This is a genomic window from Saccharothrix sp. S26 (assembly GCF_021390395.1).
In the GTDB taxonomy this organism is placed as follows: Bacteria; Actinomycetota; Actinomycetes; order Mycobacteriales; family Pseudonocardiaceae; genus Actinosynnema.
In genome coordinates this window covers 64326-87091 of the sequence record NZ_JAJUWT010000034.1, presented here as the reverse complement: position 1 = coordinate 87091, position 22766 = coordinate 64326, and the positions used below count along the sequence as shown (strand labels likewise).

18 protein-coding genes are annotated in these 22766 nt (G+C 72.3%); 4 read left to right on the top strand and 14 right to left on the bottom strand.

Annotation, left to right across the window (positions count from 1 at the left end):
* Positions 1 to 64: 64 nt before the first annotated feature.
* The 11 genes from LZG04_RS39135 to LZG04_RS39085 form a co-directional block, all read right to left on the bottom strand.
* Positions 65 to 1174: a DegT/DnrJ/EryC1/StrS aminotransferase family protein gene (locus LZG04_RS39135; protein ID WP_233826958.1), complete on the bottom strand. Its 1110-nt coding sequence runs from the start codon at positions 1172 to 1174 to the stop codon at positions 65 to 67.
* Between the two features lie 27 nt (positions 1175 to 1201).
* Positions 1202 to 2437, bottom strand: a complete 1236-nt coding sequence (locus LZG04_RS39130; protein ID WP_233826956.1) for an FAD-dependent monooxygenase — start codon at positions 2435 to 2437, stop codon at positions 1202 to 1204.
* A 1-nt stretch (position 2438) separates the two neighbouring features.
* Complete coding sequence (locus LZG04_RS39125; protein WP_233826954.1) at positions 2439 to 4451, bottom strand: anthranilate synthase family protein; 2013 nt, start codon at positions 4449 to 4451, stop codon at positions 2439 to 2441.
* Positions 4448 to 5101, bottom strand: coding sequence for an isochorismatase family protein (locus LZG04_RS39120; RefSeq protein ID WP_233826952.1), 654 nt, complete (start codon positions 5099 to 5101; stop codon positions 4448 to 4450). The genes LZG04_RS39125 and LZG04_RS39120 overlap by 4 nt, the downstream gene beginning before the upstream one ends.
* 15 nt (positions 5102 to 5116) lie before the next feature.
* Entirely contained in the window at positions 5117 to 5905 is a 789-nt protein-coding gene (locus tag LZG04_RS39115) for a 2,3-dihydro-2,3-dihydroxybenzoate dehydrogenase (RefSeq protein ID WP_233826950.1), read from the bottom strand.
* Positions 5893 to 7107: a 3-deoxy-7-phosphoheptulonate synthase gene (locus LZG04_RS39110; RefSeq protein WP_233826948.1), complete on the bottom strand. Its 1215-nt coding sequence runs from the start codon at positions 7105 to 7107 to the stop codon at positions 5893 to 5895. Before LZG04_RS39110 ends, LZG04_RS39115 begins: the two co-directional genes overlap by 13 nt.
* Positions 7104 to 8114 carry a dTDP-glucose 4,6-dehydratase gene (gene rfbB, locus LZG04_RS39105; protein WP_233826946.1) on the bottom strand — a complete coding sequence of 337 codons (1011 nt, stop codon included), beginning with the start codon at positions 8112 to 8114 and terminating at the stop codon, positions 7104 to 7106. The genes LZG04_RS39110 and rfbB overlap by 4 nt, the downstream gene beginning before the upstream one ends.
* Positions 8111 to 9172, bottom strand: a complete 1062-nt coding sequence (locus tag LZG04_RS39100; protein ID WP_233826944.1) for a glucose-1-phosphate thymidylyltransferase — start codon at positions 9170 to 9172, stop codon at positions 8111 to 8113. The genes rfbB and LZG04_RS39100 overlap by 4 nt, the downstream gene beginning before the upstream one ends.
* 68 nt (positions 9173 to 9240) lie before the next feature.
* The gene (locus tag LZG04_RS39095; protein WP_233826942.1) at positions 9241 to 10125 is read right to left on the bottom strand and encodes an LLM class flavin-dependent oxidoreductase; all 885 of its coding nucleotides are present in this window, start codon (positions 10123 to 10125) and stop codon (positions 9241 to 9243) included.
* Entirely contained in the window at positions 10122 to 10772 is a 651-nt protein-coding gene (locus LZG04_RS39090) for an antibiotic biosynthesis monooxygenase (protein WP_233826940.1), read from the bottom strand. Before LZG04_RS39090 ends, LZG04_RS39095 begins: the two co-directional genes overlap by 4 nt.
* Positions 10773 to 10792: 20 nt before the next feature.
* A complete protein-coding gene (locus LZG04_RS39085) occupies positions 10793 to 12199 on the bottom strand; it encodes an NDP-hexose 2,3-dehydratase family protein (protein WP_233826938.1) in 1407 nt (468 codons plus the stop codon).
* Positions 12200 to 12929: 730 nt separating this feature from the next.
* Between LZG04_RS39085 and LZG04_RS39080 the strand changes: the two genes are divergently transcribed.
* Positions 12930 to 13715 carry an AfsR/SARP family transcriptional regulator gene (locus tag LZG04_RS39080; protein ID WP_233826936.1) on the top strand — a complete coding sequence of 262 codons (786 nt, stop codon included), beginning with the start codon at positions 12930 to 12932 and terminating at the stop codon, positions 13713 to 13715.
* A 57-nt stretch (positions 13716 to 13772) separates the two neighbouring features.
* Here the strand turns inward: LZG04_RS39080 and asnB are convergent, their stop codons facing one another.
* Both asnB and LZG04_RS39070 read right to left on the bottom strand, forming a co-directional pair.
* The gene (gene asnB / locus LZG04_RS39075; RefSeq protein ID WP_233826934.1) at positions 13773 to 15617 is read right to left on the bottom strand and encodes an asparagine synthase (glutamine-hydrolyzing); all 1845 of its coding nucleotides are present in this window, start codon (positions 15615 to 15617) and stop codon (positions 13773 to 13775) included.
* A 43-nt stretch (positions 15618 to 15660) separates the two neighbouring features.
* Positions 15661 to 16791 carry a nucleotide disphospho-sugar-binding domain-containing protein gene (locus LZG04_RS39070; protein WP_233826932.1) on the bottom strand — a complete coding sequence of 377 codons (1131 nt, stop codon included), beginning with the start codon at positions 16789 to 16791 and terminating at the stop codon, positions 15661 to 15663.
* A 226-nt stretch (positions 16792 to 17017) separates the two neighbouring features.
* Between LZG04_RS39070 and LZG04_RS39065 the strand changes: the two genes are divergently transcribed.
* From LZG04_RS39065 to LZG04_RS39055, 3 genes are all read left to right on the top strand, one after another.
* On the top strand, positions 17018 to 18586 hold the full coding sequence (locus LZG04_RS39065; RefSeq protein ID WP_233826930.1) for an MFS transporter: 1569 nt from the start codon (positions 17018 to 17020) through the stop codon (positions 18584 to 18586).
* A 109-nt stretch (positions 18587 to 18695) separates the two neighbouring features.
* Complete coding sequence (soxR, locus tag LZG04_RS39060; RefSeq protein ID WP_233826928.1) at positions 18696 to 19151, top strand: redox-sensitive transcriptional activator SoxR; 456 nt, start codon at positions 18696 to 18698, stop codon at positions 19149 to 19151.
* Positions 19152 to 19242: 91 nt separating this feature from the next.
* Complete coding sequence (locus LZG04_RS39055; protein WP_233826926.1) at positions 19243 to 20682, top strand: MFS transporter; 1440 nt, start codon at positions 19243 to 19245, stop codon at positions 20680 to 20682.
* A gap of 91 nt (positions 20683 to 20773) precedes the next feature.
* On the opposite strand, the gene LZG04_RS39050 is transcribed toward LZG04_RS39055, so the two are convergent.
* Positions 20774 to 22705 (bottom strand): glycosyl hydrolase 53 family protein, encoded by a 1932-nt coding sequence (locus tag LZG04_RS39050; protein WP_233826924.1) that lies wholly within the window; start codon positions 22703 to 22705, stop codon positions 20774 to 20776.
* Positions 22706 to 22766 lie beyond the last annotated feature (61 nt).

Here is a 22766-nt window from a genome sequence, read left to right as displayed (position 1 = left end):
CCGGGGGCAACGGGGGGGGGGGGGGCGGGGGCCGGGCCCCGGCCCCCCCCCGACGGCCGAGCTCTCAGAGGGTGGCCAGCACCTCCAGCAGCGCGTCGATCACCTTGTCCTGGAGGTCTTCGGGCAGCGACGGGTACATGGGCAGCGAGAAGATCTCGTCGGCCAGCCGCTCGGTCACCGGCAGGTCGCCGACCCGGTAGCCCAGGTGGGCGAAGCCGGACATGGTGTGCACGGGCCAGCGGTAGCTCACGTTCAGCTCGATGCCGTAGCCGCGCAGCCGCTCGATGATCTCGTCGCGCCGGGGGTGGCGCACGACGTAGAGGTAGTACACGTGGTCGTTGCCCTCGGTGATCGCGGGCAGCACGAGGTCGCTGCCGGCGAGCCCTTCGGCGTAGCGGGCGGCCACCCGGCGGCGACCGGCCAGGTAGTCGTCGAACCGGCGCAGCTTGCGGCGCAGGATCTCCGCGTGGACCTCGTCCAGGCGGCTGTTGTGGCCGGGCGTGGACGTCACGTAGTACTGCTTCTCCATGCCGTAGTAGCGCAGCCGGCGCAGCGACTCCGCCACCTCGTCCCGGTCGGTGACCACGGCCCCGCCGTCGCCGTAAGCGCCGAGGACCTTCGTCGGGTAGAACGAGAACGCCGCCGCGTCGCCCATGGTCCCGGCGATCCGGCCGCGGTGGGTCGCGCCGTGCGACTGCGCGCAGTCCTCCAGCACGACCAGGCCGTGCTCGGCCGCCAGCGCCGTCAGCGGGGCCATGTCCACGCACTGGCCGTACAGGTGCACCGGGAGCAGGCACTTGGTCCGCTCGGTGATCGCGGCGGCGACCTGGTCGGTGTTCATCAGGTAGTCCTCGGCGCGGACGTCGACGAACACCGGCGTCGCGCCGACCTGGTCGATCGCCACGACGGTCGGCGCCGCGGTGTTGGACACGGTGATCACCTCGTCACCGGGGCCCACGCCGAGCGCGCGCAGCCCCAGCACGAGCGCGTTGGTCCCGTTGTCGCAGCTCACGCAGTGCCGCAGGCCGTGCCGGTCGGCGTACTCGCGCTCGAAGCCCTGCACGCTGTCGCCCAGCACCAGCCGCCCGGACCGGAACACGGTGTCGACGGCGTCGAGGATGTCCTCGCGCTCGGTCTCGTACTCGGGAAGGTAGTCCCACACAGCAGTGGTCATCTGACAGGTTCGCCTCTCGTGTTCGATCTAGTGGCCGGCGTCGGCGAGGTCGGTGGGCCGGGTGGCCGCCGGGAGCCCGAAACCCCGGGAGCCGTGCAGCGGGGCGACCCGGTCGAGCAGGTCGGACAGGGAGAGCCCGCGCAGCATCGCGTTGCGCTGCCGGGCCTGTTCGCCCTCGACGTGGTAGAGCCGCGTGCCGATCTCCGTGGACACGTGCTGCGCGAACGCGGCCCGTTCGCGGCGCACGTCGTTGTAGCGCTCCAGCAGGGCGGTGACGTCGGTCGACGGCTCGCCGAGCACCCGGCCGAGCACCACCGCGTCCTCCAGCGCCATGCACGCGCCCTGGGCGGCGTACTGGAGCATGGGGTGGGCGGCGTCGCCGAGCAGCGCGACGCGGCCGTCGACCCACCGGTCGAGGCGGCCCCGGTCGCACAGCACCCAGGTCCGCCAGTCCCGGCCGAGGTGCAGCAGCCGCCGCGCGACCGGTGGCAGCCGGGTGAACAGGTTGCGCACGCGCTCGGTGGGCACCGGTTCGCCGACCACCGCCCGGCTCGCGCCGTCGTCGATCGTGGCGGCCAGGTTGAGCAGCTCGCCGCGGGCGATGGGGTAGTGCACGAAGTGCCACTTCGGCCCGGCCCACAACGTGACCCGGTTGGCCCGCAGGTCCTCGGGCACCTCGCCCATCGGCACCACGCAGCGGTAGATCGTGTGCCCCGAGACCCGCGGCGCGCCGTCGCCGATGAGCTGGCCTCGCACGGCCGAACGGATGCCGTCCGCGCCGATCAGCACGTCGCCCGCCACCCGGCGGCCGTCGGCGAGCACCGCCCGCACGCCGGAGCCGTCCTGCTCGTAGCCGACGACCGGGTGGTCGGCGCGCAGGTCCACGCCCGGGTGGCGGCGGCACGCCTGCAACAGCGGCTGGAACAGGTCACCCCGGTGCACGACGGCGTACGGGTTGCCGAACCGCTTGCGGTAGGCCCCGGTGAGCGGCAGGCTCACCGCCACGTCGCCGCTCACCCCGTCCATGAGGCGCAGCTCCTCGGTGAACACCGCGCGTCGGCGCACCTGCACCCCCACGCCGAGGTCGTCGAGCGCGTGGAAGGCGTTGGGCGCGAGCTGGATGCCCGCGCCGAGCTCCTGGAACTCCGCCGCCCGCTCCAGCACCGTCGCCCGGTGCCCCGCCCTGGCCGCGGCCAGGGCGGCGGCCAGGCCGCCGATGCCGCCACCTGCCACCACGATGTCCATCCCGGTCGTCGCTCCCATCTCAGCGGACCACCACCGAATCCCGTGCGAGCAGGTCGAGGACGAGGCCGCGCAGCACGTCGAGGCCGTCGCGGCTGATCACCGACTCCGCGTGGAACTGCACCGACCGGAAACCGGGGCCGCGCAGCGCGTGCACCTCGCCGGTGACGTCCCGGCAGACCTCGACCCGCACCCCGCCGCCTTCGTGCACGTCGTGCGGGCTGTAGGCGGCGAAGCTGTTGTAGAACCCCACGTCCACCACCCGGCCGAACAGGTCGATGGTGCGGCGCACGCCCTGGTTCGGGGTCGGACGCCGGCGCACCACCAGCCCCAGCTCGCGGGCCAGCACCTGGTGCGACAGGCACACCGCGAGCAGCGGCCTGCCCCCGTCGAGCAGCCCGCGGACCAGCCGGCGCAGCGCGGCGACCCTGGGGTCGTGGTCGGCGCGCGGGTCGCCCGGACCCGGTCCGAGCACGACCAGGTCGTGGTCGTCCGGGCGCACCGGCTCGTCGTAGCGGACCAGGCGCACCCGCAGGCCGAGGCTGCGCAGTTGGCTGTCGAGCATGGCCGTGAACGTGTCCTCGGCGTCGACCAGCAGCACCCGCCTGCCGACCAGCTCCTCGACCGGTGTGCCCACGTCACGCGCCGCGTCCAGCCAGAACCCGGCCAGCGGGGTGTTGCGCCGTTCCAGGGCGTCGACCACCTCGGGGTGCGCGCCGAGCCGCCCGTCCGCACCGATCGCGGACAGCAGCGCGGACGCCTTGGCCGCGGTCTCGGCCACCTCGGACCGCGGGTCGGAGTCGCGCACCAGGGTCGCGCCGACGCCGATGCGCAGCTCACCCCGGGTGATCTCGGCGGTGCGGATCACGATCGCCGAGTCGAGCTCGCGCTGCCCGGCGCCGTCCCGGCCGATCAGCGCGACCACACCGCTGTAGTAGCCGCGGCCGCCGCTCTCGTGCCGGGCGATCACCCGGCAGGCGTTCTCGATCGGTGAGCCGGTGACGGTCGGGGCGAACATGGTCTCGCGCAGCACCTCCCGCACGTCACGGGTGCAGCGCCCGGTGATGAGGTACTCGGTGTGCGCCAGGCGTGCCATCTCGCGCAGCCGGGGCCCGTCCACGCGGCACTCGCCGTCGCAGACCCGGCACATCATCTTCAGCTCCTCGTCCACCACCATGTACAGCTCGTCGGTCTCCTTCTCGTCGGCGAGGAAACCCATCAGCCCGGACAGGTCCGGCCCGGTCGGCGGGTAGCGGTAGGTGCCGCTGATCGGGCTCATCGACGCCACCCCGTCGTGCAGCGAGACGTGCCGCTCGGGGCTGGCACCGACCAGGGTGGACGTTCCGGTGTGGACGATGAACGTCCAGTAGGTGCCCTCCTCCCCCGCGAGCAACCTGCGGTAGAACGCGAGCGCCGCCGCCGGTGTGGCGTCGTCGAGATCGGCCGCGAACGACCGGCGGATCACGAAGTTCGCGCCCTCACCGCGCCCGATCTCGTGCTCGACCACGTCGGCCACCTGCCGGGCGTAGACCTCGTCGTCGGGCTCGAAGCGCCGGTTGCGCAGGGCGATCGGTTGGTTGGGCAGGCGCTCCAGCAGTTCTTCGACGCCGATGGAGTCCTGTTCGCGCACGCGCAGGGCGACGAGCGGCCGGCCGTCGTCGTGGTGCGCGAAGCCGCGTTCGGCGACCTGCCGGTAGGGCACGAGGACGACCAGGTCGTGCCCCGCGCCGGGGTCGGGGGTCGTGGGGACGGGCAGCTCGGCGAGCGTGCCCACCACTTCGACGTCACCGACCAGCACGTCCACGCGCTCGTCGTCGGCTTCGCGCCGGTAGAGCAGGGCGAACGGCGGCGGGTTGGGCCCCAGCACCCGGTCGAGCACGGTGTTCGAGCTCCTGGTCGCGCCGGAAGCCGGACCCGTGGCCGAGGTCGTGGTGCCGGCGGTCTGGCCGGACACCGCGCCGGAAGCGCGATCAGTGGTCGCGCTCGGAGTCGGTGCGGGAGTCGGGCCGGTTGTCGCGCCGGTCGGGCCGGTCATCGGGCGGGCTCCGCGACCGGCAGGCCGGACAGCACGTCGCCGGTCGTCGTGACCACGGCGCAGCGGGCTGCCGCGTACTCGACCGTCTGCCGGTGGAAGTCGGCGTCGAAGTCCGCGACCGCGTCGGCCACCAGGAACGCCTGGATGTCGTTGGCCAGTGCGTCCACCATCGTGGCCAGGATGCCGACGTGGGCGTAGACCCCGCAGCACACCAGCTGGTCGCGGCCGGCCGACGTCATCAGGTCGAGCAGTCCGGTGCGGTGGAACGCGCTGTAGCGCCACTTCGTCAGCCGCCAGTCGCCGGGACGTGGCGCGAGGGGCGGGACGATCTCGCGGTGCTCGGGCCCGGCGGTCATGCCCGGGCCCCAGAAGTCGCGCAGCAGGCCGCGGCGGGCCGGTGACATGTCGCCGGGTTGGGCGGTGTACGCCACGGGCACGCCCAGCGCCGCGCACCGCTCCCGCAACGCCGCCGTGTTGGCCACCAGCTCGGTCCGCGGCGACCGCGACTCGGGGAACGGCGCGAGGAAGTACTTCTGCATGTCGTGCACGAGGAGCACGGCCCGGCGGGGGTCGATCCGCCAGTCCGCGGTGTTGGCGGGCAGCGACTCCCCGGTGGGCATCGGGTAGGGCTGGATGGGTGGGATGGGCATGGCTACCTCTCGCGGCTAGTGGCCGAGCGCCGCGCCGCCGTCGACCGTGAGGTCGTGCATGGTGACGTGTGCGGCCTGGTCGGAGAGCAGGAAGTGCACGGCGTTGGCGACGTCCGCGGGGCGGGCCAGCCGGCCGAGCGGGATGCCGGTGCGGAACGACTCGAGCGAACCGTCGATCGACACCCGCTCGGCGTCACCGCCGGTCCACAGGGCGGTCACCATGGGCGTGTCGGTCGAGCCCGGGGCCACCACGTTGCACCGGATGCCGTACCGGGCGACCTCGAGCCCCAGGCACCGGGTGAACGCCGTGACGGCGGCCTTGGACGCGGCGTAGGCGGCCATGTTCACCCGGGCGGTGCCGGCCGCGTTGGAGCCGATGGTCACCACCGCCCCGGAGCGGCGCGGCACCATGCGGCGCACCACGGCGCGGCTGACCAGGAACACGCCGGTGGCGTTGACCCTGATCGTGTCCAGCCAGTCCTCGTCGGACATCCCGAGGACCTCGCCCGGCCGCAGGATGCCGGCGCAGTTGACCAGGTAGTCGATCGGCCCGAGGTCGCGCTCGACCGCGTCGACGACCTCCTCCACCTGGTCGGGGTCGGACACGTCCGCGCGGTGCGCCACGACCTTGCCGAACCACCGGCCCTCGTCGGCCGGCCCGTCGACGTCGCGGTCCACCGCCGCGACGGCCACGCCGCTGGCGGACAGCACCTCGACGATCGCGCCGCCGATCCCGCCGGCCGCGCCCGTCACCAGGGCCCGCCGGCCGCTCATGCCGTCGTAGGACCCGTTCACCTCGACCATTGCGCCACCACCGCCACCGCCTGCTCCAAGTTCAACCTCGGGTCGCACAGGCTCGTGTACCTGCGCGCGACGTTGCGCCCCGCCTCCTTGTCGGGCACGCACTCCTGCACCTGGTGCGGGGTGGTCTCCAGGTGCAGGCCGCCGGTCACCGCGCCGGCGGCCCGGACCGCCGCGTGGAAGTCGCGGACCTCGGCGGCGATCGTCGCGATGAAGCGCGTCTTGCGCCCGTCGCGCAGCTCGACCGTGTTGCCGTGCATGGGGTCGCACAGCCAGATCACCGGGTGACCGGCGGCCCGCACGGCGGCCGCGAGCCGCGTCACGCCCTCCACCCGGCCCGCGCCCATCCGCGCGATCAGCGTCAGCCTGCCCGGCTCGCGGTCCGGGTCGAGCCGCTCGCACAGGTCCAGCAGGTCGGCGGGCGACATGCGCGGCCCCACCTTGCAGGCGACCGGGTTCGCGACGGTGGAGAGCAGGTTCACGTGCGCGCCGTCCACCTGCCGGGTGCGCTCGCCGACCCACGGCCAGTGCGTCGAGGCCAGGTAGCGGCCCAGCCGCTCGTCCCAGCGCATCATCGGCACCTCGTAGTCCAGCAGCAACGCCTCGTGGCTGGTCCACAGCGGCGGGTCGGCCACCGGCCGCTCGTCGGCGTTGTGCCGCCGGATCACCTCCGCGGCGTCCGCGGCGGCGGCGTACCCGGTGAGCAGCCGGTCGGGGTCGGCACGCCGGGACGCGGCGTCCGGACCGGGGCCGTTGACCATGTGCCCGCGGTACACCGGCAGCTCCACGCCGTCGACGACCTCGACCGGCCGTGAGCGCGGCTTGGCGAACTGCCCGGCGATCCGGCCGACGCGCACCACCGGCCGGCCGGTCGTCATCCGCATCACGTTCGCCAGCACGTCGATCATCGCGATCTTGCGGGTGACCTCCGCCGGGGTGCACTCGGCCGGGTCCTCCGCGCAGTCGCCCGCCTGGAGCACCTCCATCCGCCCCGCGGCCACCTCGGCCAGCAGGGACCGCAGGGTGGCGATCTCGGCGGCGGTGACCAGGCCCGGCCGCCTGCCCAGCTCGTCGCGGACCTCCGCGACGCGGTCCGGGTCCGACCAGTCGGGCTGCTGCTCGGCCACCAGCGCGGGCCAGGGGTCCCCCGGCGGGGCGTCCGGCAGCGCGCGCCGTCCCGTCATGGACGCCTCCACGGTGTTCATGTCGTCACCGACGCGGGTCGCGGTCGCCGCCCGGCCGGCGCGCCGGCCACCAGCGGCCCCCACCAGTCCGGGTTGTCGCGGTACCACTGCACGGTGCGCCGCAGGCCCTCGTCGAACGAGTGCCGCGGCCGGTAGCCCAGCTCGGCGCGGATCCGGCTGTCGTCGACCGAGTAGCGCAGGTCGTGGCCCTGGCGGTCGGTGACGTGCCGGACCAGCGACGGGTCCGCGCCGCACAGCGCCACCAGCCGCCGGGTCAGCTCGGCGTTGGTCACCTCGGTCCCGCCACCCACGTTGTAGATCCGGCCCGCCGTGCCGTGCAGCAGCACCAGCGCCAGCGCGCGGCAGTGGTCCTCGACGTGCAGCCACTCCCGGACGTTGCGCCCGTCGCCGTAGAGCGGCACGGGCAGGCCGCGCAGCAGGTTGGTGACGAACAGCGGGATCACTTTCTCGACGTGCTGGTTGGGGCCGTAGTTGTTGGTGCACCGCGTCACCCGCACGTCCAGCCCGTAGGTCCGCCAGTACGCCCGGGCCATCAGGTCCGACGCCGCCTTCGACGCCGCGTACGGGGAGTTGGGCAGCAGCGGTTCGTCCTCGTCCCAGGAGCCGGACTCGATCGAGCCGTACACCTCGTCGGTGGACACGTGCACCACGGTCGCGGTGCCGGCGCGGCGGCAGGCCTCCAGCAGGGTCTGGGTGCCGCGCACGTTGGTGGTGACGAAGTCGCCCGCCATGGTGAGCGAACGGTCCACGTGGGACTCCGCGGCGAAGTGCACCACGGCGTCGTGACCGGGCAGCACCTCGTCGAGCAGCTCGGCGTCGCACACGTCTCCCCGCACGAAGCGCAGCCGCGGGCCGCGTTCGGGCAGGTTGGCGAGCGAGGCCGCGTACGTGAGCTTGTCCACGACCGTGACGGTGGCGCCCTCCAGCCCGGGTAAGGCGCCGTCGAGCAGCATGTGGACGAAATGCGACCCGATGAACCCCGCACCGCCGGTGACCAGGACCCTCATGCGATCACCTGCGCGAGCGAGTGGTCCCCGATGATCATCCGGCCGGCGCCGTCGCCGCCGGGGCCGACCTTGGCCCAGCGACCGATCAGGGAGCGGCGCAGGTCGCGTGCGCCGTGCACCTGCGCGCCGTCGAGCAGGATGGAGTCGGTGATGGTCGAGTTCTCCACCAGGCAGCCGGGGCCGACGGAGGTGGAGGGCCCGATGTGGCTGCCGTTGACGACGGCGCCCGCGCCGATGACGAGCGGTCCGACGAGCTCGGACCCGGTGACCACCGCGCCCTCCTCGACCACCACCTCGCCGCGCACGGTGCTCGTGCTGTCGACGCGGCCGCGCACGCCGGGGGTGAGCCGCTGGAGCAGGACGCGGTTGCAGTCCAGCAGGCCGTCGGCGCTGCCGATGTCGCGCCAGTAGCCGGTGTAGTCCGACGCGGTCACCACCCGGCCCCGGTTGACCAGCCACTGCAGCGCGTCGGTGATCTCCAGCTCGCCGCGGTGGCTCGGCCGCAGGTCGGCGACGGCCTCGTGCACAGCGGCGGTGAAGAAGTACACGCCGACGATCGCGAGGTCGCTGCGCGGGTGCAGCGGCTTCTCCGCCAGCACGTGGACCCGGCCGTCGTGGTCCACCTCGACCACGCCGTACTGCCGCGGGTCGTCCACCTTGGCCACCAGCACCTGGGCGTCCGGCCGTTGCGCGCGGAACCGCTCGGCCGCGTCGCCGATGCCGTCGGCGACGACGTTGTCACCCAGGTACATGACGAAGTCGTCGTCGCCGAGGAAGTCGCCGGCGATCTGCACGCAGTGCGCCAGGCCGAGCGGGCTCTCCTGCACGAGGTAGGTGATCTCCAGCCCGAGCTGGGCACCGTCGCCGATCACCGACTGGATCTCGACCTCACCGCCGCCGACCACCACGGCCACCTCGCGCACGCCGATCGACCGGATGTTCTCCAGGCAGTGCGCGAGCACCGGCGTGTTGGCCACGGGGACGAGTTGCTTCGCCATGGAGTACGTGAACGGGCGCAGCCTGGTCCCCTTGCCGCCCGCCAGCACTAGTGCCTTCATCGTCGCCCTCTCGAATGGTGCACGGGTCGTCCTCTTCCCGATCCGGTCCACATGCGACTTCTCCCGTCTCAGCTCGCCAGCACCGCGCCGGCCTCGGCCAGCAGCTCGCACTGCTCGGCCCACCCGGAGCCGAAGGGCACCACGACCACCTGGCCGACGCCCAGGTCCGCGAACCGCCGCAGCGCGTCGGCCACCTCCTCCGGCTTGCCGCCGACCACCACGGCGTCGGCGTGCTCGCGGGGGAACCCGAAGCCGTTGGCGCACAGGTCGACCAGTGCGTCGCGGCTCATCCCGCCGCGGTGGGCGTTGAGCGTGGCGAAGACCGACACGGTGGTGGCCGGGCGCGTGCCGGTGAGGTCTTCGACCACCTGCCGCCCCACGGCGACCTGGCCCGGCGTGACGGCCGCGGGCAGCCAGCCGGCACCGGTCCGCGCGACCCGCTTCAGCGCGGGCCGCGAGTCGCCGCCGATCCACAGCGGCGGCATCGGCGCGGCGGGGCGCAGCGCCACCGAGGCGTCCACGTCCGGCAGCCGGGTCTCCTCGCCCGACAGCAGCGAGGGCAGCACGTCCAGCGCCTCGTCGGTGCGCCTGCCGCGGTCGGCGAGGGTCGAGCCGGCCGCCTCCCACTCCTGCGCGGGGTGACCGCCGACGCCGACGCCGAGCTGGAGCCGCCCGCCGGAGACGAGCTGGAGGCTGCCGATCTGCTTGGCGATCCAGGACACGCGGCGCAGCGCGAGCTGGAGCACGGCGAAGCCGACCTCGATGCGCTCGGTGGCCGCCGACGCCGCGGCGAGCGCGACCACGCTGTCGAGGATCGGCGTGCCCCAGGCCAGGTGGTCGCTGACCCACAGCGAGTCGAGGCCGAGGTCCTCGACGTGCCGGGCGACCGCGACCGGGTCCGCGATCGACCCGTCGCCCTCGAACATGGTGGAGTGAGCCAAACCGAGCTTCACGCGTCCGCCCCCTGGTCGCTGTTCTCGTACACCACGACGCACTCGTGGTTCTCGATGTCGATCTTGTCGTTGACCCGCGCGAAGATGTCGGTCAGCGCGTCGAGCCGGTCCAGCGCGCGGTAGTGGTCGAGGCTCTCCCACTCGGCGACGCTGAAGTACACCGACGCGTCCTCCCGCGAGCGCACCAGCTTGTGCCGCAGGTGCCCCGGCTGCGCGGCCATGAGGTCGCTGCCCTGTCGGTAGACCTCTTCGTAGAACTCGTCGGAGCAGTCGACCAGCCGGATGCGGTTGAGGCAGACCATCCCGGCCTTGGCCTCGTCCGGCGACGTGCGGCCGGCGTAGACCACGTCGGCCTTGTGGTGCTCCAGCACGATCCGGTCGCCGGAGTCGGGCCCGGGGCCCGAGAGCGCGACCACCCGCTCGAAGATCTCCATCAGCTGCGGCATGTCGTCGAGCCGGTTGTAGCGCTCCAGGTCCGACCACACCAGGACGGTGACGTAGACGTTCGGGTCGGTCTGCGAGCGGACGAACAACTGGCCGACGTGGCCGTCCTGCTTGGCCATGAAGTCGCCCGCCTCGGCGTACATGGCCTCGTACTCCTCCGGCGGGCAGTCGGTCAGGGTGGCCTTGTTGATGCTGATCAGCACCATGTGCTCCTTTCGGGGGGTCAGCGCGCGGTGGTGCCGACCGGCGCGGGCAGTCGTTCTCCGGGCACCGTGCGATCGGTGAACAGCAGGCAGGCCAGCAGGTTGCGGGCCTCGACGTTGACGTAGTTGCCGAACCGGGCCAGCTCGGCGAGCTGGGCCGCGGTGATCCAGGTGAAGTCGGGGTCCGGCTCGTCGGCGAAGTCGCCGTCCACCTCGACGATCAGGTAGCGGTTCTCCGCGTGGTAGAACCGGCCGCCCTCCTCGGAGTGCACCGAGTCGAACCGGACCCGCGAGGGGTCCGCGCCGAGCACGTCGTCGAGGTAGGCGGGCCGGTGCTCGGCCAGCGAGCCGGTGTAGTTGTCCGGCGAGCACTGCACGGTCGGGGCCAGCTCCACCACGTCCTGGGTGCCCGCCTGGGTGTGGGCGCGGGCCAGCAGGTGCGGCCGACCGCCGATCCACTTGACCAGGAAGGCCACCACGCCGCGGTGGCGCGGCACGAGGATCGGCTGCGACCAGCTCGACACCTCGCGGGTCTCGGCCTTCACGTCGACCCCGATGACGGAGAAGAAGCGGCCGGACGGGTGGCTGATCCGTTCGGGCGTGCAGTCCCAGCCCGTCACCTCCGACAGGGCCAGCGGCCAGCGGGTCAGCTCGTAGCGGGCCTTCATCTCGGTGAACCAGCTCAGCAGCGCCGCGGACTCCCGGCGGGTCGGCGCGCGTTCCGCGGTCGGGCCGGTGATCGCGGCGAACAGCTCGTCCACGGGCCCCTCGTCGCGGCGGGCGTCGGCGATCTCGGTGATGGGGTACCCGGCGAGCACGGTGCGGGAGTCCATGTTAACCAGGTTGTCGACCAGCAGCAGCTCGCCGAGCTGCTCGCGGGTCAGCCAGCAGAACCCCGGCAGGACCGGCACGTCGCCGGTGACCTCGATGATCATGTTGCGGTTGCGCTTGTGCAGGAACCACGACCCCTGCTCGGACTGCAGCACGTCGGACAGCACCCGGCCGTGGCCGCGCTCGGTGAAGTACTCCAGGTAGGGCTGCGAACGACCCCGGTGCACCCGCCGGTAGTTGCTCCTGGTCGCCTGCACGGTCGGGGAGAGCTGGACGAGGTTGATGTTGCCCGGCTCCATCTTCGCCTGCATCAGGAAGTGCGGCGTACCGTGGAACCGCTTCACCAGGATGCCGAGGATTCCCGACTCCGGCTGGTCGATGATGGGCTGCGTCCACTGCCGCACCGGGCCGTGGTCGGTGCGCACGCCCAGGCCCTGCACCGAGAAGAACCGGCCGCTGTGGTGGCGGATATTTCCGGTGTCCGGCTCGATCGCCCAGCCCGTTAACTGGTCCAATCGTGTCCTGGTCACCTCGTACGAATGTGCGGCGAGATGTTCGAAGTACCAATCGTAGAACTCGTCCAGCCGTTGGAACATCGTCGACCTCTCCATTCACCGGCGTATCGAGGCGGTACCGGGGCGGCACACGGCAGCGCACCCGCGAAATCCATCCTCGCGGTGACCCCTAGGGGGCGAACCGGACGTTTTCTAGAGGCGACCTAGAGGCGTCGCGGTGCCCGCCGGCGAACGAAGGCAGGCGCTTGACCTCAACATTTGTTGAGGTTATAGGGTCGTCGACAGGACTGTGACCAGGATGGGATCGGCCGGTACCGAGGAGGGCGAGCACAGCCCGAAGTCCCGAGTTCGGCAAGCCGAAGCCGCGCGGGACGCCCGACGCGGACCTCGCGCCGCACCCGACGCCACCGCATTCCGCTATTCCGCGCACCGCCGCGGAACAGCGGGCGAATCGTATGCCAAAACATTGCGCATAATCGATCCGCACCCAGGATATTCCACCTGCCCCCGCCTGGTCCACCGCCGGCGGCGGCCGGCCGGCCGGAAGTTGGTTTTTCACCTGGTCCCGCGGCGACTGGCGTGCCGGTCACGTGACCTGCTAGACAGAATTCAGGGACACAGCCCGATCAAGTCGACGAGCCGGGGGCTGCCCCCGCATCCAGGAGGCGACAACGTGGTTCTGCCGCGTTGGTCACAGGAAACCGACCCACGGGCCGCGGCGGACGGACGAGCGAGACCGCTCGTCGGCGCTCGGCCGCACCGGGCGCCCACCGGGTCGGAAGCAGGCGAACAAACTGGGGGTGATGAGAACATGGATTTCGAGGTTCTGGGCCCGATCAGGGTCCACCACAAAGGCGTGGTCCACCTGCCCACCGCGCCGAAGCTGCGCCAACTGCTCGCGTTGTTCTTGCTCAAGGCGAACATGTTCGTCTCGGTGAACGACTGCGTGGAGGAACTCTGGGAGGACCGACCGCCGCGCACGGTGATCCCGACGTTGCAGACCTACGTGCTCCACCTGCGGCGCACACTGGCCGGCTCGCCCTCGGTGGGCACGCTGGACGCCGCGCGGCGGATCCTCGTCACCGGGCGCGGCGGCTACTACCTGACCCTGCCGACGGAGTCGCTGGACCTCGGGCGGTTCGAGCGGTGGCTGCGGCTGGGCCGTGACGCCCAGCGCCGCGGGAACCCGGTCGAGGCGTCCGCGAACTTCCGCAAGGCGCTGGAGGTCTGGCGCGGCCCAGCGTTGAGCGACGTCCAGGCCGGTCCCCTGCTGCTGCCGATGATCAGCGCGTTGAACGAGGCGAGGATCTCGGCGACGGAGCAGTTCTTCGACGCGGAACTGCGCCTGGGCTACCACCGGGACATCCTCAGCCACGTGTACTCCGTCGCCGCGGAGCACCCGCTCAACGAGAAGGTGCAGTACCAGTACATGCTCGCGCTGTACCGGTCCGGCCGCCAGGTGCAGGCGTTGCAGGCCTACCAGCGGCTGCGCGAGGTGCTGACCAGCGAGCTGGGCCTGGAACCGTCGCCCGCGGTGCAGCAGCTGCACCAGTCGATCCTGGAACGCGACCCGCTGCTCGACGACAGCGCCGCCTGACGGCTCAGGTGGTCAGCGTCGGCGGTGCTGACCACCCGAGCCGCCGGGCGGGGCGGCTCAGCCCAGGTCCAGCCGCACGTCGTACTCGGCCAACCAGGTGTTGCACTCGATGAGCCGTTCGAGGACCGCACGCGCGCTCCACGGCCCGCCCATCACGTACGACCCCACCGGCCGGTCCAGCAGCTTGCGGATGCCGCTCTCGGACACCAGCTGCAACACCGGGTTGCCGGGCACGCACAGCTTCTCGACCGCTTCCCGCAACGCCACCTCGTACCCGGTGTCCTGGGTCGCCGGGTACGGGTTCTTCTTGCGGTCCAGCACCGAGTCGGGCAGCACGCCCCGCATCGCCGCGCGCAGCAGGCTCTTCTCGCGGCCGTCGAACGTCTTCATCGCCCACGGCGCGTTGAACACGTACTCCACGAGCCGGTGGTCGCAGAAGGGCACCCGGACCTCCAGGCCGACGGCCATGCTGACCCGGTCCTTGCGGTCGAGCAGGAAGTTCTCCCACCGGGTCAGGTTGAGGTACCCGATCTCGCGCATCCGGCGTTCCAGGCCCGTCTCGCCGGGCAGGCGGGGCACCTCGGCCAACGCCTCGGCGTACCGGTCGCGGACGTACTCGTCGAGCCCGAGGTCGTCCCACAGGCCGACCTCGCGCAGCGCCCCGATCCCGCCGGCGCGGGTGAACGGGTCGTGCCACGGGAAGGTGTCGCCCTCCACGGCGGTCTTGTCGTGGAACCAGGTGTACCCGCCGAACAGCTCGTCGGCGGCCTCGCCGGACAGCGCGACGGTGACCCGCTCGCGCACCGCGCGGCACAGCAGGTACAGCGAGTACTCCATGTCGCCGGTGGAGATCGGCAGGTCCTGCGCGAGCAGGGTCGCCCGGCGCACCGCCGGGTCGAGGATGTCGCGGTTGTCCAGCAGCACCACGATGTGCTCGGCGCCGACGTGCTCGGCCACCGCCGCCGCGAAGGGCGTGTCGGGGTCCTCCCACTGCACGTCGGCCTCGAACCGCTGGGTGTGCCCCACGAAGTCGACCGAGAACGCGGGCAGCGGCTCGGTCACCCCGGCGGCGCGCCGGGCGTTCGCGGCCAGGGCGGTGACCGCGCTGGAGTCCAGCCCGCCGGAGAGCAGCGTGCCCACCGGGACGTCGGCGAACAGCTGCCGGTCCACGATGTCGACCAGCAGCTCCCGCACGGTCGCGATGGTGGTCTCCAGGTCGTCGGTGTGCTCGCGGCTCTCCAGCCGCCAGTACCGGTGCGGGTGCAGGCCGTCGCGGTCGACCACGAGCAGGTGGCCGGGGCGCAGCTCGCGCATGCCGCGGAACACCGCGTGGCCCGGCGTCTTGACGATGCTGAACATCTCGCGCAGGCCGTCGCGGTCCACGACGGCGTCCACGGCGGGGTGCGCCAGCAGCGCCTTGGGCTCCGACCCGAACACCACGCCGTCCGGCGTCGGGAAGTAGTACAGCGGCTTGACGCCCATCCGGTCCCGCACCAGCACCAGCTCACCGGCGGGCTCGTCCCAGATGGCGAACGCGTAGATGCCGTTGAGCCGTTCGGCGAACGCCCGGCCCCACTGCCGGTAGGCCCGCAGCACGACCTCGGTGTCGCTGGTCGTCTCGAACACGTGGCCCAGCCCGACGAGCTCCTCGCGCAGCTCGCGGAAGTTGTAGACCTCGCCGCTGTAGGTGATCACGACCGACTTGTCGGCGGACATCGGCTGAGCGCCGGTCTCCAGGTCGATCACCGACAACCGGCGGTGGCCCAGGGCGGCGTGCGCGCCGACCCACACCCCGGCGGCGTCGGGGCCGCGGCAGGCCATCGTCCCGGTCATCCGCTCGATCAGCGGCCGGCGTTCCCGGAGGTCGTCTTGGAAGCTGACCCATCCTGCGATTCCGCACATGCGCGTTCCGAACTCCCCTCAACCCGTTGGCGTGCGAGCGGTCTCAGCCGGCCAACGTCTCCACGGACCGCAGCACCTCGGACACCGAGGGCAGCCCGGCGATCTCCACCGACAGCTCCTCGGCCCGCTTGCGGTAGGACGGGTTCTCGACCAGCTCGCGGCTCGACTCGACGATGCGCTCGACGCTGTCCTCGCCGGGCATCAGCATCAGGGCCGCGCCGTACTCGGTCAGCCGCTCGGACGGCGCCACCGACGACGGCATGTTCGGGATCAGCAGCTGCGGCAACCCGGTGCTCATCACCAGCAGCGACGTGCCGCCACCCGCGTGGTGCACGAACAGGTCGCAGGTACGGGAGACCACGTCCAGCGGCAGCCAGCCCGCGCGCACGTTCTCCAGCCCCGCGGTCAGGTCGGCGGCCACGTCCTCGGGCGCGGCGACCACCAGCTCCATCCCGAGGTTGGACACCTTGCCCGACAGGTCGCGCAGGAACTCGAAGTACTGCTCCCTGGTCACCCGGGCCCCGGCGGTCACGCAGACCCGCTTGCGGTCGCCCTTGGTGTACATCCACGGCTCCAACTTGCGTTGCGGGCTGGAGCCCACGTAACGCATGAACTGGGCGGGCGGCGCGTCCTTCGGGCGCAACGAGGGCGGGCACAGCTCGACGTACATGTCCGGGTCGGGCAGCCCGTCCAGGCCCAGCTCGCGCAGCTCGCCCGCCAGCTCCTCGGTGGCGCCGAGGTCCGCCTCCGGCGGCTCGCCGCTGTCCCAGGCGTGCCGCACCCACGGCACGCCCAGCCGGCGCGCCAGCAGCGCCGCGGCGTAGGACAGGTGCCCGCCCACCACGACGTCGGGCCGCCAGCTCTCGGCCAGCTCCAGCAAGCGCTCCATGCTCGCCGCGGCCAACCGCCCGAACCCGCGACCCACGAACGGCTTCCACCGCTCCGGGTCCTCGGGCCAGGTCAGCTCGTTGCCCGCGCGGTCGTTGGTGAAGAAGTCCAGCATCGTGCGGTCGGTCAGCGCGATCGCGGGCAGGCCGGCCGACGTGATCGTGGGGACCATGCCCTCGGTCGACGCCATGAACGTCTGGTGCCCGGCGTTGCGGGCCGCGGTCGCCAGCGGCACCAGCGCGAAGATCGTCGCCGGGCTGGCGCCTGCCAGGAAGAGGATTCTCATGCCTCGGACGCTACGACCGGCCGATCGGGCCGACCTAGGGCCGGCACAGTGCGCTGTTCGTCCCCGGCTGGACCCACCCGCGCGACCTGCTTCTCGACGCCGCGTCGACTCGTCCCATCGGGCACGGCGGTCGCCCAGGGTGACGGAATCCGTGCCGCTGCACCGTTCGGGGGTGCCCGGCCGTTCGCCTTGACCTGAACCTCTGTTGAGGTTTTAGCGTCGTCGCATGAACTCGATTGGTGCGTCTCGTGCCGGGAGACGCGAATGGGCCGGGCTCGCCGTGCTCACCCTGCCGACCCTGCTGGCCTCGCTGGAACTGACCATCCCCAACCTCGCGCTGCCCGCGATCTCCCGCGACCTCGCGCTGACCAGCGCGCAGTCGTTGTGGATCATCGACATCTACGGCTTCCTCCTCGCCGGCTCGCTGATCACCATGGGCACGCTGGGCGACCGCATCGGCCGCCGCAGGCTGCTGATGATCGGGTCGGCCCTGTTCGGCGTCGCGTCCGTGCTCGCCGCGTACTCCGTCAACGCCGAGATGCTGATCGTGACGCGAGCGCTGCTCGGCATCGCCGGCGCGACGCTGATGCCCGCCGCGCTGTCGCTGGCCGCCTCGCTGTTCCAGAACCCCCGGCAGCGGACGGTGGCGATCAGCGTCGTCATCGCCAGCGTCGCGGGCGGCACCGCCGTCGGCCCGCTCATCGGCGGCTGGATCCTCCAGCACTTCTGGTGGGGCGCGGTGTTCCTGATCGCGGCCCCGGTGACCGTGCTGATCCTCGTCCTGTGCCCGCTGCTGCTGCCGGAGCACCGCGAGGAGAGCTTCGGCCGGATGGACCTGGTGAGCGCGGCGCTGTCGCTGGCCGCCGTGCTGGCGGTCATCTACGGGCTCAAGCACCTCGCCGTCAGCGGCCTGGACGTGGTGTCGGTCGCGTCCATCGTGGCGGGGCTGCTCATCGGCTTCTGGTTCATCCGGCGGCAGCGCCGCAGCGACCCGCTGATCGACCTCGGGCTGTTCCGCTCGGCCTCGTTCAGCGTGTCGCTGAGCACGCTGCTGTTCGGCGTCTTCGTGCTCTTCGGCGCGAACTTCTTCCTGGCGCAGTACCTCCAGCTGGTGTTCGGGCTCTCGCCGCTGGAGGCGGGCCTGTGGACGGCGCCGTCGGCGTGCGGCGTCATCGTGGGCTCCACGCTCGCGCCGACGCTCGTGCGCCGCGTGCGGCCGGGGTACGTGGTCGCGGCGGGCCTGGTGCTGTCCGCCCTCGGGTTCGCCGTGCTGACCCTGGTGGAGCCGGGTTCGGGCCTGCCGCTGCTGGTGGTCGGCTCGATCGTCGTCTCGCTCGGCCTCGGCCCCATGATGACCCTGACCACCGACCTCGTGGTCGGTTCCGCGCCGGCGGAGCGGGCGGGCGAGGCGTCCGCGCTGTCGGAGACGGCGCCGGAGCTGGGCGGCGCGCTGGGCATCGCGATCCTCGGCAGCATCGGCACCGCCGTCTACCGCGCCCAGGTCGCCGGCACGGTGCCGTCCGGCCTGTCGGAGGAGTCGACGCGGGCCGCCGAGGAGACGCTGGGCGGGGCCGTGTCCGCCGCCGAACAGGTGCGCGGCCCGGTCGGCGACCAGTTGCTCGACACCGCCCGCGCGGCGTTCACCGACGGGCTGCACCTGATCGCCGGGATCAGCATCGTCGTGCTGGTCGCCACGGCGGTCCTGATCGGCGTCATGCTGCGCCACGTCCCCGCCTCGACCGAGACGGAGCAGGGCGCGGAAGACGAATCGAGCGTGCTGGGGCAGACGGGCTGACCCCGGCCGGCAGGGAGCGCGGGGCGGGGCGGAATGCGCCCCGTCCCGCCCCGCGCACGCCGGTGCACGCGCAGGGCCCGTGCCACGAGCTTGTGCCATCATGGCGAATATGCGACCACCGGCCTGGGACCAAACGGAGTTCACCGTCGGTCAGCTCTCGGCGCGCAGCGGGGTGTCCGTGTCGGCCCTGCACTTCTACGAACGCCAACAGCTCATCGAGAGCAGGCGCACGGCGGGCAACCAGCGGCGGTACAAGCGGGAGACGTTGCGACGCGTGGCGTTGATCCAGATCGCCCAACGCGTCGGCATCCCGTTGTCCGAGCTGCGCGAGTGCTTCGAGTCGTTGCCGGACAACCGGACCCCGACCCGGCGCGAGTGGGCCCGCCTGTCCTCGCGCTGGCGGCACAAGCTCGACCAGCGGATCCACTACCTCCAGCAACTGCGCGACGAGTTCACCGACTGCGTGGGCTGCGGCTGCCTGTCCATCGACCGGTGCCTGCTGGCCAACCCCAACGACAAGCTCGGCGCCACCGGGTTCGGCCCGCGCCGACTGCTGTCCCCCTGACGGGGGCGCGCTTACGACCGCGTCGCGGTGGGCGCTTCCCGTTGCCCGCGGGTTTCGGACGCCGGTCCCTTGACGTGCCGTGAGGAGCGCCATGACGAAGGCCGCGCCCGCCGGACCCGCGGCGGTGACGAAGTCCCCCGGTGGTCTCGCGGCGACGCTCGCCGTGCTGCTGGCCGCGACCTTCCTCGTGCGGTTCGACTTCTTCGTGGTCAACGTGGCCGCGCCGACGCTCGGGACGGACCTCGGGGCGAGCGCCACCGCGTTGGAGCTCGTCGTCGGCGGCTACGCCTTCGCCTTCGCCGCCGGCATGGTCACCGGCGGTCGGCTGGGCGACCTGCACGGCCACCGCAGGCTGTTCGTGCTCGGCGTGCTCGCCTTCACCGCCACCTCGCTGCTGTGCGGCGTCACGGTCACCGCCGGGCAGCTCGTGCTCGCCCGACTGGCCCAGGGGCTGGCGGCCGCGCTGATGGTGCCGCAGGTGCTCGCCGTGATCACGTCGGACTTCCCGCCGCACGCGCGGGGTCGGGCGTTCGCGGGCTACGGCATGGCTTCGGGCCTGGGCTCGATCGCCGGGCAGGTGCTCGGCGGCGCGCTGGTGCAAGCCGACCTCGCCGGGCTCGGCTGGCGGCTGATCTTCCTGGTCAACGTGCCGATCGGCCTGGTGACCGCGCTGGTGGCGGCCCGGGTGCTGCCCGACCGGCGGGACGCGCCGCGCACCGGCCTGGACCCGCTCGGCGCGCTCGGCCTGTCCGGTGCGTTGGCGCTGCTGCTGGTACCCCTGGGCATGGGCCACACCGCGGGCTGGGCCGCGTGGACGTGGACCTGCCTGGCGCTGGCCGTGCCGGTGGCGGTGGTGACCCTGCGCTGGGAACGGGCGCTGGGCCGTCGCGGCAGGAGCCCCGTGCTGGACGTGGAGCTGTTCCGGGTGCCGTCGTTCCGCGTGGGCCTCATCGCCGGTGTCGCGTTCAACGCGTACTTCGGCAGCCTCATGTTCACCCTGGCGCTGTTGTTGCAGGCGGGACTGGACCTCAGCCCGTTCGCCGCCGGGGTGGTGTTCTCCCCGATGGGTGTCTTCTTCTCGCTCAGCGCCTTGTTCGGCGGCCGGCTCACGGCCCGGTTCGGCTTGGCCTCGCTGGTGTGGGGCAGCGTGGTGACGGCGGCGGGGCTGGCGTTGCTCGCGGTCGCCTTGGGCGTCTTCGGCCAGGGCGTCGGCCTGGCGTGGGTGCTGGTCGCCTTGGCGTTGGTGGGCCTGGGCAACGGGGTGGTGCTGCCGTCGTTGATGGGAGCCTCGCTGACGCGGGTGCGACCGGAGGCCGCCGGGGTGGCCTCCGGTGTGCTCACGACCTCGCAGCAGTTCGCGGTGTCGGGCGGGGTCGCGGTGATCGGTGGGCTCTACTTCGGCGTGGTGGGCGACCGGACCGGTGGTGCGGCGCACGCCGCGGCCATGCAGTGGGCGTTGTGGGTCGACGTGGTGCTGGTGCTCGCGGTGATCGGCCTGGTGCTGCGGCTCGACCGGATCGGGAGCCGTTGAGCGCGGTGACGAGGCGGGTTCCGGTCGGGAGGACGACGGCCCTCCCGCTAATTCCGGGAGGGCCGTCGTCCTCGCTCGCGAGGCGGATCGGTTACGAGGGAGCCGATCCGTGGCCACCGCGTCCGGGCAGGACGTCGATGACCGCCGTGACGGGACCGAAGCCGGTCGTGCCGGTCACGGTCACCTCACCGGGTGCGCCGGTCGCCCCGCGCGGCACCGGCTGCCAGCGGACCGGCACCACCTCGACCTTGGCGTCGGCGGTGGTCAGCACGCGGACGGTCCTGGGCAGCTGCGGGGTGGAGCCCGCGGTGGTGGCGAGGTGGACGGTGTCCTCGATGACGTGTTCGGCACGGCTGGCGTTGAAGACGTTGATGGAAGCGTGCGGCTCCCACGTGTTCGCCAGGCCGGGCACGGCGCGGAACATCGACTGGAAGCCGGCGGGTTCCCACACCAGCACGCCCTTGCCCTGGTTGTCCACCACGTCGTTGGCGGCCTGGAAGACCCGTTGGATCGCGTCGGCCTGACCTTGGACCGTGCGCGGGAAGGGCGAGTTCGGCATCGGCGAACCGTCGCCGCCCGACGCGGGGTACGCGGTCTCGGCCACCTCGATCTCGTAGTCGGGGTAGGTGGTGGCCATGGTGTGCAGGTTGACGTCGAGCGCCTCGGGCGTGCCGTGCCACTCCGGGTAGTAGGAGATGGCCAGCACGTCGGGGTTCTGGCCCTTGGCCTTGACCCTGGTGAGGTACTGCTGCCAGAACTCCATGGTCTTGGCGAGCCGGTCGGTGCCCACGATCACGTGGACCTCGACCTTCGACGTCGGCGAGGCGTCGCGGACGGCCTTGATCCCGGCCGCGGCCAGCGTGGTGAACCGGTCCCACGCCTGGTCGTAGAGCTGCCGCTCGACCGGGTCGGTCGACTTCCAGTAGCGCCACAGCAGGCCGCCGCCGGGCTTGGCCTGGTAGACGTCGGCCTGGTTGGCGAAGTACGGCGGGTTCGTCGTGCCGATGAGGGCCGCTTCGCTGCCGTACATGAACCCGTTGATGATCTCGTTGCCGACCGCGACCTTGTCCGGCGTGGTGCCCTGCGCGACCAACCGGCGCAGGTAGTCGGAAGTGAAGTCGTACACCGTTCGCGTCAGGTCGTCGAACTCCAACCCCGCCCAGGCCCGGGGCTTCGGCTGCTTGCTCGGGTCCGCCCACGAGTCCGCGTAGTGGAAGTCGATGCCCAACCCCATGCCGCGCTGCTCGATCCACCGCGCCGAGGTCAACGAGCGCTCCGGACCTTGCCTCGGCACCGGCGTGGGCTGCCCGGTGCTCTCGTCGCGCGGCTCGTTGAAGATCCGCAGCCGCGAGTACTCCATGCCGCGGTCCTCGACCACGTCGAGCAGGTGCGGCCCGGCTCCCCGGTTCGCGGCCAGCGGGTCGACCCAGTACTCCCGGCCCTGGTGGTCGTCCACCCAGGACAGGTCAGCGCCCAGGACGAGGTCGTCGCGCAGGTAGTTGAACACCTGCACCTCGCTGACACCGGGCCGGGCGCGACCGGGCACGCCGGTGACCGTCAGCCGGACGAACCGCGTCCCCGGACGGGTGAACAAGTGCACCTCACCGCGTGACGCCGTGCGGTTGTGGGACCGGTCGGCGATCGCCTGCCACCGGCGGCCGTCGGAGGACGCCTCGACGACGTACCGGTACACCACGCCGGGGTCGGGGAAGAGCACCTTGACCTTGCGCAGGTTGTCGTAGGCGCCACCGAGGTCGACGGTGAGCCACTGGCGCGCGCCGTCGCGGTCGGGCCGCCACGCCGTCGCCGGGTCGCCGTCGATGGCCAGCCCGGCGGTCGACGCGTTGCTGCTCGCCGTCGCCGAGGCCCACGGCTTGGCCGCGATGTCGCTCTCGATCGGTTTGATGTCCGCGGTGCCGTAGGTGGCCCCGGCCGGCGCGGGGACCGCGAGCATGCCCGCGGACATCACGGTGGCCAACGTGGTCAGACCCGCGGTGACGCGGATCCCCCGTCTTTTCCTCATGGTTCTCCTGACGGTGTTTCGAGGACGCGGTTCGGTGTCCGACCAGCGGGTCGCGGCGGCG